This is a genomic window from Moritella sp. 5 (assembly GCF_018219455.1).
GTDB lineage: Bacteria > Pseudomonadota > Gammaproteobacteria > Enterobacterales > Moritellaceae > Moritella.
Genome location: NZ_CP056122.1, coordinates 325957 through 339873, shown reverse-complemented (window position 1 = coordinate 339873; position 13917 = coordinate 325957). Strand labels below are relative to the sequence as shown.

At 40.2% G+C, this 13917-nt stretch carries 11 protein-coding genes; 2 read left to right on the top strand and 9 right to left on the bottom strand.

Annotated elements, in window-relative coordinates:
* Window positions 1-51: 51 nt before the first annotated feature.
* The 8 genes from HWV01_RS01560 to pilM form a co-directional block, all read right to left on the bottom strand.
* Window positions 52-1539, bottom strand: coding sequence for an SPOR domain-containing protein (locus HWV01_RS01560; RefSeq protein WP_211673774.1), 1488 nt, complete (start codon window positions 1537-1539; stop codon window positions 52-54).
* The gene (gene aroB, locus HWV01_RS01555) at window positions 1517-2626 is read right to left on the bottom strand and encodes a 3-dehydroquinate synthase (RefSeq protein ID WP_211673773.1); all 1110 of its coding nucleotides are present in this window, start codon (window positions 2624-2626) and stop codon (window positions 1517-1519) included. Before aroB ends, HWV01_RS01560 begins: the two co-directional genes overlap by 23 nt.
* Before the next feature lie 10 nt (window positions 2627-2636).
* Window positions 2637-3152, bottom strand: a complete 516-nt coding sequence (gene aroK, locus HWV01_RS01550; protein ID WP_211673772.1) for a shikimate kinase AroK — start codon at window positions 3150-3152, stop codon at window positions 2637-2639.
* A 212-nt stretch (window positions 3153-3364) separates the two neighbouring features.
* On the bottom strand, window positions 3365-5626 hold the full coding sequence (locus HWV01_RS01545) for a type IV pilus secretin PilQ (protein ID WP_211673771.1): 2262 nt from the start codon (window positions 5624-5626) through the stop codon (window positions 3365-3367).
* Window positions 5627-5647: 21 nt separating this feature from the next.
* Window positions 5648-6175 (bottom strand): pilus assembly protein PilP, encoded by a 528-nt coding sequence (locus HWV01_RS01540; protein WP_211673770.1) that lies wholly within the window; start codon window positions 6173-6175, stop codon window positions 5648-5650.
* The gene (locus HWV01_RS01535; RefSeq protein ID WP_211673769.1) at window positions 6172-6750 is read right to left on the bottom strand and encodes a type 4a pilus biogenesis protein PilO; all 579 of its coding nucleotides are present in this window, start codon (window positions 6748-6750) and stop codon (window positions 6172-6174) included. Before HWV01_RS01535 ends, HWV01_RS01540 begins: the two co-directional genes overlap by 4 nt.
* Window positions 6747-7307 carry a PilN domain-containing protein gene (locus HWV01_RS01530; protein ID WP_211673768.1) on the bottom strand — a complete coding sequence of 187 codons (561 nt, stop codon included), beginning with the start codon at window positions 7305-7307 and terminating at the stop codon, window positions 6747-6749. The genes HWV01_RS01535 and HWV01_RS01530 overlap by 4 nt, the downstream gene beginning before the upstream one ends.
* Window positions 7307-8338 (bottom strand): type IV pilus assembly protein PilM, encoded by a 1032-nt coding sequence (gene pilM / locus HWV01_RS01525; protein WP_249185533.1) that lies wholly within the window; start codon window positions 8336-8338, stop codon window positions 7307-7309. The genes HWV01_RS01530 and pilM overlap by 1 nt, the downstream gene beginning before the upstream one ends.
* A gap of 202 nt (window positions 8339-8540) precedes the next feature.
* Between pilM and HWV01_RS01520 the strand changes: the two genes are divergently transcribed.
* The gene (locus HWV01_RS01520) at window positions 8541-11102 is read left to right on the top strand and encodes a penicillin-binding protein 1A (protein WP_211673766.1); all 2562 of its coding nucleotides are present in this window, start codon (window positions 8541-8543) and stop codon (window positions 11100-11102) included.
* Window positions 11103-11211: 109 nt separating this feature from the next.
* Here HWV01_RS01520 and oxyR read toward each other — a convergent pair whose 3' ends face one another.
* Window positions 11212-12108, bottom strand: a complete 897-nt coding sequence (gene oxyR, locus HWV01_RS01515; RefSeq protein WP_211673765.1) for a DNA-binding transcriptional regulator OxyR — start codon at window positions 12106-12108, stop codon at window positions 11212-11214.
* 297 nt (window positions 12109-12405) lie between these two features.
* On the opposite strand from oxyR, the gene HWV01_RS01510 reads away from it, so the two are divergent.
* Entirely contained in the window at window positions 12406-13908 is a 1503-nt protein-coding gene (locus HWV01_RS01510) for a DUF1566 domain-containing protein (RefSeq protein WP_211673764.1), read from the top strand.
* Window positions 13909-13917 lie beyond the last annotated feature (9 nt).

Sequence of the window (13917 nt, the reverse complement as noted above, 5' to 3'; positions counted from 1 at the left end):
AATAAAAGGGGGCCGATTGTACATGGATTACAGCTAAATTGCGCTGTTTATTTATAAATCTCTTTGGATCTGAGCGAATCGTTTCAACCACGGTTTATCTTTTTGTACGGACGTCGGCAATTTTAGTTTCGCGGCATTAGCCTGCTCAACACTGGTAAAGCTACCATAAAGAACCACATACCAAGGCTTGTTGTTACGTAGTGTTTGATATGTCCAGACATTTTCAGGTAATTCGTTCTCGTTTAAATACTGCTTTAGCTGTGATTTACGACTTAACCCTGCAATTTGAAATGTATAATTTTTCGCCGGTTGAGCCATCAACCAAGCTTGGCTGGTTAATGTTTTAGCTGTATTTACAACGTCTTTTAGTACCACTTTGTCAGCGACTTCCACAACCATTTTACTATCAATTACTTTTGCAGTATCTGATGTTTTTTGCTTGGCAATCATCTTATTCACAGCAGCATCATCAATCACAATTCGCTGTTTACCCACTTGCGGTCTTGGTACGGACACAACAGGATCTGTTAACGTGATAGTTTGACCTATTTCGGTTGGTAACTCATCATCCCAATCACTGGCTAACATTTGAGGTTCGCTCGCATCGACAATAGCCCCTGCATCTGTATTTACATCCGTTGTCACTGCATCATCTTGTGTCATCACAGGAGAAAGCAATAGAGGCTCTTTCAGTACAGTATCAGCAGCTTGTTGTTGCTCAGTTTGATAAGTGTCATATAAAAATGAGCCTGCACTACCTAACAGCAACACGCCAGCAATCATCGCCGCTAAATAAAATGACTTATTTGACGTTATCACAGATTTATCCGTCGTACTCGGCGTTGGTGATTCAGCGCGATAAACCTGCCCCTGCATGATCGCTTGCGCACATTTTGCTAATTCAGATGGATTACCATGACACGCTTCAATTTGACGATTAATTGCATCCTGATTAACAAACGTGGGTTTATAATCAGCCTGACTAAATTGCTGCTCAACAAATTGCACAGCGGCTTGCGGATCTAATACGGTCATTTCCAACTCCAATACATTGGTTGCTGATTTTGCCAATGGCAGTATGGTTATATCAACCCACTTACTTTCTGCAAATAAAATGATATTTACTTTAATATTAATTTTATGATTAAGGCTTAATTCTACTAATTGCGCAAACTCAGCAATACTTGCTGGCGATAATGACATGGCATTATCAATACATAGCGTGAATTCATGTTCAAGCTGCTGAGCAAATAACGGTAAGCTCTCGGCTAACATTATATGCGCATTGAAACGACCATCATAGCTGATCTGCTGTAATACTTGCGTTCTCACTCCCGTATCATCATGGCACTGCTGCGCATCAATTGTAATGGTTTTTTGATTAAAATCTGATTCTACATAATTACGTAATACCGTTGATTTACCAGAACCAGATTCACCGCTTACGAATAATAAATGTGAAGAGAATTGTGTGAGATGACGCAGCCGTTCACACAGCTGCGTTTGAGAATAAATTTCAGTTTGAACTGAATAGTGCACTAGAATCCGCCTGATTATGGAAATTAACCACATCGCGTAACGTACTTTCAGTTACTGTCGATAATACTTCGGCACTGCCAATTGATGTTGGTAAAATAAAACGAAGCTGGCCATTAAGTACTTTCTTATCACGTTTCATGTGCTGCATAAATGCGTCAAAGCTCATTTCTGCTGGTGCCAGTAAAGGCAGCTCAGCAGCCGCAATTAATGCAGCAATACGTGTTACTTGAGATGCTGTTAATAGCCCCATTAATGCCGATGTTTGTGCTGCCATGACCATCCCAGCAGCAACCGCTTCACCGTGTAGCCAAACACCATAACCCATTTCAGCTTCAATAGCATGACCATAGGTATGACCAAGATTGAGCAACGCGCGTAAACCCTGCTCTTTTTCATCAATAGCAACAATTTCAGCTTTAATTTCACAGCAACGATAAATTGCGTATTCCAACGCTGCCGTATCGAGCGCCATGAGCGCTACAATGTTTTCTTCTAGCCAAACAAAAAAGTCCGCATCATAAATGATCCCATACTTAATCACTTCAGCCATACCAGCCGCCAGTTCGCGTCGAGGCAAGGTAGCTAAACAATCCGTATCGATAAAAACAGCATTGGGCTGATAAAAAGCACCAATCATATTTTTACCCAACGGATGATTAACAGCCGTTTTACCGCCAACCGAGGAGTCAACTTGACTCAACACAGTCGTCGGGATTTGAATAAAGGGGATACCGCGTTGGTAACAGGCGGCCGCAAAGCCAACCATGTCACCAATAACACCACCACCGAGAGCGATCAACGTGGTATCACGTCCACAATTCTCACGCAGTAGCGCGGTAAAGATCTCATTTAAAGTATCTAAGGTTTTAAATTGTTCACCATCAGAAAGAATAATACTGTCAAATTTATAGTCGTGTAACAATGCTTGAACGCGTTGTAAATACAACGGTGCAACCGTATCGTTTGAGATCACGACAACTTTATTGGTTGTTATTGCAGCCGTAAATTGCGCTACTTGCGTTAATACGCCTTCACCAATATAAATAGGGTAGCTCCGCTCACCCAGTTCAACAGTTAAACTTTCCATGTTACTCCAATTAAAAATCCAATAACTTTATAATTTGATTCGCCACAACTTTCGCACTTTGTTCGTCTGTTTTAACTGTAAAATCAGCAATCTCTTCGTATAAAGGATTACGAGCATCAGCTAATGTTTCCAGAACTTCACGTGGTTCTTCTGTTTGTAGTAAAGGGCGACGCTTATCGCGTGATGTTCTTACTAACTGCTTATCAATAGTTGTTTCTAAATAAACAACTACACCACGAGCAGAAAGGTAATTACGACTCTCGTTACTTAAAATAGAGCCTCCACCCGTTGCTAACACAATACCTTGCTCTTGTGTTAGATCGTCAATCACTTCCGCCTCACGAACACGGAAACCAGCTTCACCTTCAACATCGAATACCCATGAAATGTCAGCACCTGTACGGCGTTCAATTTCATGATCCGAATCGATAAAGTCTAAATGCAACTGGCTCGCTAGTTGGCGACCAATTGTACTTTTACCTGCGCCCATTGGGCCTATTAGGAATATATTACGTTTTTCAGCCATTTTAACTCTTCAATAAATCTAAAGTAATAACACCCTTTTTCTTAGGGGCACCAGACCTACCTATAAAATGTCCTCTGATTGCAGCAACCAGTGATGAGACATTTGGCAACAGCCAAAATCAGCAACACCCGGTAAAAAAACCAGGTGATGACATTTCAGGCAGAAAAAGACCGCTATTTATATAGTTTTTACGGCCTTTTGTCAAAGGTAGGTTACAACGTATCCACTACCACTTTTGGTGTAACGAAGATTAACAGCTCTCGTTTTTGGTTAATATTCTTAGTACTACGGAACAATACACCTAACCAAGGGATATCACCGAGAACCGGAACTTTCGTTACAATCTTTTTAATTTCATGCTTAAATATACCGCCTAACACGATAGTTTCGCCATTCTCAACCAACACTTGCGTGCTAATAACTTGGGTATCAATAGAGACAGCTTCACCACCAACGGTTTTCACATCATCACCACGAGTATCCTGATTAATTTTCAAATCTAAGATTATTTTATTATCCGGAGTAATGTGTGGTGTAACTTGTAAACCCAATACCGCTTTTTTAAAAGCAATAGTGGTTGCACCACTTGAACTTGATTCAACATACGGGATTTCCGTACCTTGTTCAATATACGCAGACTTTTGGTCAGTAGTGGTAATTCTTGGACTCGCAATCACTTCAGCTTTTTGTTCTGCTTCTAATGCAGAAAGTTCTAAATCGAGTATCTGACCATTCGCTAATTCAGCAATCTGAAAAGCGATAGAACCTGCGGGTGATGCCACGGGTAAATTAACATTGAGTCTGTCACCAATAGCGGGTACACGACCACCAGAAAGAGCATCGTTACCTTCAATCGAACCCGATGATAAACCAAAGCCACTGCCAATGTCAGTACTGCCGCTTAGACCCCAACGGATCCCAAGTTCATCATCCAGATTATCAACTACAGACACCATTCTCGCTTCAATAACCACCTGACGAACCGGAATGTCCAATACGTCAACAATCCGCCTCACATTAGCGATTGCAGTCGCAGTATCTTTAATTAATACCGTATTCGTGCGTGCATCAAAACTAACCGAACCCCGCGATGATAACAGACTAGAATCTTTTTGTGCTAAAAGCTTTGTGATATCAGCGGCTTTTGCAAAGTTAACCTGAATAAATTCTGATTGTAACTCAGCTAAATCTTCCACTTCTTTTTTACTGACAAGATCACGGCGCTCTAATGCCGATAATTCATCCGAAGGGGCAACCATCAGTACATTACCTTCAAGCTGCTTGCTTAAACCTTTCACTTTCATGACAATATCAAGTGCCTGCTCCCATGGTACACTATCTAAACGCAGGGTGATATTACCATTCACAGAATCAGTGGTAACTAAGTTAAACTCATTAAAATCAGCGATTAATTGTAATACTGTACGCACAGGAATATCTTGGAAGTTAAGCGAGATCGCTTGTCCTTGATATTTACTGGTTTTTTCATCTGGATCTTGCTTAGCAATTTCAATCACAAAAATATTATCAGCTTGATCATAACGGTAAGTAAAATCATCATTCACGTCTAATTCAAACGCAGTCACACCTTCATCATGAAAAGTTTCAATCGCGGTTACAGGTGTACCAAAATCAGCCACATCTAAAATATAGAGCAATTCTTTCAAAATAGCCGTACTGTGAAACTCTGCGATTAATTTATTGCCTTTACGTTGAATATCAACGGCCATAGAGCTATTTTTCATGGTTAAAATTAATTTACCACTGCCATCATTACCAGTACGAAAATCAATCCCACGCACTTGGTTTACAAAACCGCTAACATCTTCTTCAACCGGTATAACCTCTTCAGTTTTAGGCGATTTCACTGTCACTTGACGACCATCTTTAGTGACTAACAATGAAGGACTTACTGTCGCAGAAGGTACATAAAGACTAACAATATTATCAACAGCAGAAGCAGCCGGCAGTACTGCACTATTGCCGATAGTAGCAACTGTCGGCTCAACAGCAAGCACCAAAGTATCCATATCTGCGGTATTATCTGCGATTTCAGGTATAGTCACATCACGAGTAAGTAAACCAAACGTCGCGATTAAGCTGTTATTAGTTTGAGTGATTTGATACGGCACGAGTTCATCTAAGGCAATGGTAATTTTAAGGCCTAAATCAACACGTTCTGCTGCTACATTTAATACATTACCTTGTTCGATAACCACCGGGTTAAGTAGTAAGGTTGAGCTAGCATCCGGTACTAAAATAATTAGTTGATGCGGTGAATATTGCAATTTATCTGCATATTCAACAACATTTTCACTAAACTCCAGTTCGAGCTCTAACTGCCCTTCTGCCAAAGCGTTTAAATGAATTTGTTTTAGTTGCGGTTCAGCAAAGCTGAAAGCAGAACATAAAATGGTCGTCCATAAAACCAAAATTTTTGCTATTTTGGCACATCTTACATGTGATTTAGTCATTTTATCATCCCTGAAAATGGCTTAACTGTGGTCTTGGTTACTGAGTGGAATTTGGGTCGTACGTACTTGCCAGCATCCCTTTCCTGTTAATATCAACTCAGAAAGTTCAATATAGTTTTTAGTAATATCGAGTATTTCACCGTGATTAAGTCCAATATAATCACCTGGTGAGACTCTAAATATTTCCCCCGAACTTGCTCTAATCAATCCCCAGAGGTGTTTATCACTTCCAAGGGTGCCATGCATGTCCAAATTATCTAATGAGTAAGTTTCTAACGGTCCTTTAATCCGCGCAAAATTAGGCTGCGGACAATCTTGTGGAAACGGTGTTTCTGCTTTTACCGATTCCGGACGAGGATTTGAAAAGGGATTACGCGCCCCTGTTTCAGAATAATTTAAAGCTACAAAACCTTCCATATCCGGTACACTTTCAATCTGAACCATTTTACGCGCTTTAACTTCATTAATATAATCAACAAGATCCTGATTATCCGTGGTACAACCACCTATCGTCAGAGATAGAAAAATTAGGCTACTAATACGCTTCATTTATCCCCCTTATAACGATAAGTACGGGCAATCATATTCACTTTGAGTAATTCGCCTTGCAACTTAGTAATAGTGAAATCTTCTAGCGTTACAATCCGTGGTAACGCTGCAATATCACTGGTAAACTGACCAAGTTGATGAAAAGTACCTATCACTTCAAGATTAACGGGTACTTCATAAGAAAAGTCTCGTTTTACTTCCTGCAACCATTTGAATTTACGTAATTGCAAACCATTATGCTGACCAATATAGCTCAAATCATCAAGCAATCCAGCAGTCTCACTTTTGGATGGTAACTGCCTAAGCATACTGTTAAATAAATTTTCCATCTCCGACATCTGATCGGTATATAAACCTAAGTTACCAGCAAGACTTGCTTTTGCTTCAAACTGTAACCTTAAACTCGCCTCTTTCTTTTCAATATTATCGAGCGTTTGTAGTGAAGTTGAAATAAAAACCCAATAAAATAACGCAGCAATTAACACTGAAAATATAATATTAATGGCTATTTTAGCGGGCTTAGGCCAATTACCAAGATCTTCAAGATCAAGTTCATTAAGTTCCTGTAAATTCATTTTAGCACCACCTCGTCCGTCATCATTGGCGTTACCGAAAATCGCATTTCAAAACGATTTCCTTCTGCTTCTGACAAAGCAATTATGGAGTCTAAATTACCATCACTGAGCCAAGTCGATTCCTCAATATTTCGCAATAATACCGCAAGACGCGTATTCGAATCACTGGTGCCATGTATTTTAATAATGTCATTTTTAAACGTGAGAGTAGCGAGATTAACACCGGCAGGAACCAATTGCGGCAAGGTGTTCATTAACTGTGTTGGGGTATTGCGACTACGCTGTAAACTTTGAATTAAATCAATACGTTCTTGTAGTTTATCTTTACGCCCTCGTAACTCTTTAATTTTACCTAGTTTGATATCAATAACTTGCATCTCTTGCATCAACAAGGCATTACGTTGTTTTTGATTACTGATGTAACCGCCAACCACCATATTTAGTACCATCATAACCAACAAGGTAACACCTAGACTCATGCCACTTAAGGTAAAGAAACGCTGCTGTCGGGACTTTTTCTCGGTTTCTCGCCACGGTAGAAGATTAATATTTGACATTATAAAGCCCTCATCGCTAAACCAAGTGCCACCATATAACGAGGACCATTCGCAATTAAACGCGCTTTATCTTCGACATCTTCAGAATAATCAAATTGTGCAAAAGGATTCGCGACCCGAGTAGTAATCCCCAATTCGTTTTCAACTTGTTGAGCCAACTCCATGATTAATGCAGAACCACCACTCAATGTGATCATATCAATCTTTTGTAACGATCCTGAGTTAGTAAACAATTGCACATTACGACGGATTTGTTGGATGCATGCCGTTATATAAGGGGCGAGAACATCAATGTCGTAATCCAACGGCAAGTTTTGAGCGATCTTCATTTTCTCTGCTTCGTCACGCTTTAAGCTATAATGCTCGCTGATTGTTCGCGTGTAATTTTCGCCACCAAAATTTTGCACACGAGAATAAATCGACTCCCCCTGATGCAACATTGAAAAAATAGTCATATTGGTGCCAATATCTATCGCAGCAACCACCTTGCTATCATCTTGTAATTCAGCCAAACGTAAATAAAGATCATGAGATCGTGCTAACGCATGTGCAGCTACATCGACAATTTGAGGGATAAAGTCATTTTCTTCTAAACAGCCCGCTAATGAAGTAACGCTTTCGGTACGAGTAGCGCTCAACAACACATTATGCTTGCTGGGATTATTGTCATTAACGCCTAATATTTCAAAATCTAGGCTGATTTCGTCAAGCGGAAAAGGAATTAAACTCTCCGCTTCCAGTTCGATATGCATTTCAAGCTCTGGGCCAGAAAGGTCTGTATCAACATATATAATTTTTGTAATAACATTCGTACCAGATACGGCAGTAGCAGCTTGTTTATAACGGAAAGGAAAATCTTGACGCACTTGTTGCAACACATTAATTAATGCTTCTATATCTTGCAATTGGTGATCAACGACACATCCTTTTGGCGTTGCAACCTCTGATACCATATCTACCACATAATGCTCTGATCGCTTAGACAGCGCTAGGGCTTTTACGGACGATGATCCAAAATCAACTCCGATCATTGCCACTGTCTGATTCCTTTTAAACAGCTTTAGCATGATGACCTTCAACTCTATGTAATAACAATGAATTTTATTTGTTAATTATTTGTTACAAATAAAGCATACAGTCTTAAATGTATTAGGTCTATCATAAAGAACTCGTACTATTTCACAAAACAGAGATATAATGGTTAATCCTTGGTAAATCATTGTGGAAATTATTGTGAAATGGGCTAAACGATTATCCGTATTTATATTGGTTAGTGGGTTATTAGGAATAGCGAGTATTTTTGCGCTTTATTTCTATATTAAGCCAGAACTACCTGATGTTAGTAGCTTAAAAACGGTACAGCTACAAACACCAATGAAGGTCTATAGCCAAGATGGTAAACTGATCTCGCAATTCGGTGAAAAACGGCGTATCCCTATAGAGATTGACGATGTCCCGCCCTTAATGATCAAGGCATTTCTTGCTACAGAAGATAACCGCTTTTATACCCACCCAGGCATAGATCCAATTGGAATCATGCGTGCAGCTAGCATCATGATTATGACAGGAGAACGTAAACAGGGTGCGAGTACCATCACCCAGCAGGTTGCTCGAAATTTCTTTTTAACCCGAGAAAAAACCTTTATTCGTAAGATTAAAGAGATCTTTTTAGCGTGGCATATCGAACAAAATCTCACTAAAAATGAAATCTTAACGCTATATCTTAATAAGATCCCTCTCGGTTACCGCTCGTTTGGTATTGGTTCCGCAGCACAAGTTTATTACGGTAAAACGTTAAATGAGTTAACCCTAGCCCAAATGGCGGTCATTGCCGGATTACCAAAAGCTCCTTCTGCATTAAATCCAATCCGTTCACCAAAGCGCGCCAAAGCACGTCGTCACACAGTCTTATTACGCATGCTAGACGAGAACTATATTACTCAAGCGCAATTCGAAGAAGCTAACAATGCCCCTATAACAGGTGAATACCACGGTGCAGAAATTGACTTGTCGGCACCTTATTTAGCTGAAATGGTACGTAGTGAAATGATTTCACGCTATGGTGAAGAGCAGGCTTATACCCGAGGCTTAAACGTCTATACTACTGTGCACAGCGATCGCCAAACAGCAGCGACGACAGCATTGATAAATAACCTACTCAATTATGATTTACGCCATGGTTACCGTGGACCACTTGGTCAGGCTTGGACGAATGATAAAGTACTAAGCAACGAAGATATCTTGTTATTACTTAAAGATAAGCCAAGTTATAAACCGCTACAACCAGCCGTTATTATGGTTGTAAAAGAGCAACAAGTGGAAGCCTTACTTGCCAATGGTGATCAAGTTACCGTGAGCTGGGATGGATTAAAATGGGCTCGCCCATTCATTTCTGATAAAAAACAAGGCCCTGCACCACAAACTGCAGATACGATCGTCAACGCTGGTGACATCGTACTATTACGTCCAATGTCAGTGAATAATAAGCACGAGCAGTGGATGTTAGGTCAGCTCCCAGATGTAAGTTCAGCATTCATTGCCATTAATAATAATGACGGAGCCATTGAAGCCTTAGTGGGTGGCTTTAATTATCAACAAAGCAAGTTTAACCGCGTGACGCAAGCTGAACGTCAAATTGGGTCAAACATCAAACCATTTGTTTATTCGGCCGGTCTCGCACAAGGTGCTACACTCGCAAGTCTTATCAATGATGCACCGATTAACCAATGGGATCCACGAGCTGGCACCGCTTGGCGACCAAAAAACTCGCCGCCGACATATAATGGTCCAACGCGGCTACGTTTAGGTTTAGCACAATCAAAAAATGTAATGTCTGTACGTTTATTCCGTCAAGTCGGTTTAACTAATGCTATTAATTACATGGCCAAATTCGGTTTTGATAAAAGTAAACTACCACGTAATGAATCATTAGCATTGGGGTCTGCATCTTTAACACCGCTTGAAGTTGCTGTTGCGTTCGCAACATTTGCTAACGGTGGCTTTAAAGTTGAACCCTACTTTATTGACCGTATTGAAAGTGCCAATGGTGAACTCCTTTACCAAGCAACACCAAAACAAGCCTGCCTAACGTGTGAAAAACAAATTGCGTTAAACACTGATGATCCTGAATATTGGTCAACAATTGAAGGGGATGCACACGCACTCTGTGATATAGCGCCTTACGGTGCCCTACAAGTGGCTCCGCGTATTATTACTGAACAGAATGCCTTCTTAATGCGTCAAGTGATGGCGAGTGTGATTTGGGGCGGAGGTAGTTGGCGTCATAAAACAGGCTGGAATGGAACAGGTTGGCGTGCAGCCGCTGCACTAAAACGCCATGATCTTGGTGGTAAAACAGGTACAACAAATGAAGCGAAAGATGCTTGGTTCTCTGGCTTTAATCCAGATCTATCAGCAACAAGCTGGATTGGTTTTGATGATCATCGCCGTGAATTAGGTCGTGTAAGCCGTAATATTAATTTGGATAAACATCAGATTATCGGTGGTGAAGCGGGTGCAAAAACAGCCCAGCCGGCTTGGATTTCGTTCATGAAATCTGCGCTAAAAGGGATCCCAGAGCGCCCTAATGTACTACCTGAAAACATTGTGCAAGTCCGTATTGATCGTAAATCAGGCTTGTTAACGTATAAGTCTGATTACACTTCGCGTTTTGAATACTTTATCCAGGGTACGGAACCTACAGAATATGTTAATAATCAAGATGTTGATTCTTCATTTGATCGCGTTGGAGAAAACAGTGATGAGGCAGAAGAATCACTGGATGACTTATTTTAATACCCATTGCATTAAACAAATAAACTAAAAATGGCGCTGCTTTATTTTAAAGTAGCGCCATTTTTATATCAAAATTCTAGCCACCGCTCACTAATAAGCAGGGTTTATATTAAGCGATGGTTGCAGTCACTTGTTTATTAATCACTTGCGCAATATCGTTAAAACAAGGGCGTCTTACCGAGCCCTTACGGTATAATAAAACAATACGTCGAATAGGCTCAGGTTCAGTCAATTTTATATATTCAACACCTTCGGTAAAGCGGTTGCGAGGTATCGCAAGATGCGGTAATAAAGTAATCCCAGCTTCTGCTGCAATCATGTGACGCAACGTTTCCAAACTTGTCGCTTTAAAACTCGGGTCTTCTGTTGCGCCTGCGGTAAAGCAATAGTCCATAGCCTGATCACGTAAACAATGACCATCTTCCAACATTAAAATATGCTCACCACGTAGCTCCGATAAATCAACACGGTCACGACCCTTAAAGCGATGTGAACTTGGAACAATAAGCTCTAATGGTTCTTTATATAACTCAATATGACCGTACTTTTCCATACCCGGTAAATAAGCCAATAACAAACAATCCAACTCGCCTTCATCAAGTTGTTTTAATAATTCATTCGTTTGATTTTCATGTAAAAACATATCCAAATCTGGAAATTTCTTCTTCATCGACGGTACGATTAGCGGTAATAAATACGGTGCAACGGTTGGAATCAAGCCTATATGAATGGCCCCTGCGGTCGGGCTGGCATAGCTCTTCGCTATTTCTTTAATGGCTTTCGATTCTAATAATACCGTACGAGCTTGATCCGCAATTTGATCTCCAGCAGGCGTAAACAATACCTTTCTTGATGTACGCTCAATTAAAATAACATCCAACTCATCTTCTAACTTTCGGATCTGGCCACTGAGTGTAGGTTGACTAACAAAGCATTTTTCAGCGGCTTTTCTAAAGTGCTTTAACTCTTGTAGCGCGACAAGATATTCTAAATCTCTTAAGTTCATATCGACCCAACTTGAACGGTAATAGCAATGAAATAATTAAAAACGATTTGTACATACTATCAATAAAACATTAATTACCACACCTTTTATCACCAAAAACACACAAAAAATTGATCATAAATAAAAATATTATAACCATTTGTGACAATTGACACTTCTCAGCCGTTAAAATTATAGGTACTATCATAACCTCACTGTGAATTAACATATCGGCAACATTTCGCCTGTGTTGATTTAGAGAATAAAGCACACTTATTCAGTAACGGATTACTGTCGTAGCAATAATAAGGATTTTATATGCGCTTAAAAAAGTTAAGTTTCTTAACTATTTTACTGCTATCTCTCGGCTTAACTGGCTGTGGTAGTGATAACTTAGACGCAGCCACAAGTGGCTCTGGTAATACTAATAATGGTACAGACTCCGGTGATAATGGAGACTCCAGTGGCGATACTGATAACGGTAGTAACGAAGATACCGTTTACACTGCCAGTGGTAATTTATTACCTAAAATTATCCAACGTGGACAAACATTTACTTTCAACTATTACTTAGATAAAACACCTGACGCTGCCGTTATTTACGATATTGACATTGTCGGCACCGCTATCCAAGGTATAAACCAAGATTACACCATCAATAATGCTTCAACCCTCACCTTTGCTAAAGGCTCGACGACAACAAGTCTAACTATCACCACCTATCAAAAAGATGATGTATATGATGCACGAACACTGTCATTAACGTTTACTGGCAATACCGGTGAGCCAGCAATAATTAATCTGCTCATCTCGGGTAATGTTTATCTTAATGATACTGGTATAAGCGATTATTCCGACGGTAGTGACTTCAACCTAGGAGCACAACCAGGCGGCGCTCCTGCCTTACAAGATGCGGCATATGGACTGGATGTCATCATCAATCCTAATGCGTTAGCAAATGCCGGTGGTGATACTCAGGATCCCAGTAGTATTTTTTACAAAAATAGCCGAGATATTGATACTTCAAATCCAGAATATAAAGGCAAAGCTGGGTTTAGATTTGTAAAAATAGCTAACAACGGTATGCCAGTGATCGCAACTAGTCATAATTATAGCTGTGTCAAAGATGAGATCACGGGATTACTTTGGCAAGTGAAGTCCACGACGAATACGCTCACGAATAGCGAGGTTGACCCATCTCTCCCTGCAAAATATCAAATGACAGAAGAGCGTCGTTACAATGCTGCCAATTTTAGCTACCCATGGGAAGCATCCACATTATCAGGCATTGGACCTGGCTGGCATCATGGTTCAGCAAACAATAACAACAACAGCTTTACAACCAATACCGATCCAGCAGGATTTGCCAATAGCATCTGCGGCTACAACAGCAGCTATGGTGATCGTGAACTTCCATTATATTGTGCATCTGGTAGTTATGCGAATGAAACGAACTTTTTAAAAGTATGCGGAAAGAGTAACTGGGTAATACCCACTGTAGAACAGCTACGCAGTATTATGAACTATGGGAAAGTGAGTGATTACAGCACTATAGCTACCAAAAAACATGCACTCGATAAAACCTTCTTTGATTGCGCGACTGAAGATTGTGTGATTAATAATAACGGCGAAAATGGCTCTGTTTACTGGACCAGCTCATCAGTTAAGGATTCAGAAGGTCTGGCTTGGTGTGTCAATTTACAAAGCGGTAATGTGCAAACCTGCAATAAGCAGGAATATCATAAAGTGCTTGTTGTTAGCAGTAATGTCCCGAGTGAATTCTTTAATCCAGTCGCTGATGACAGCGAAGACACAGAATGAGAGGCGATA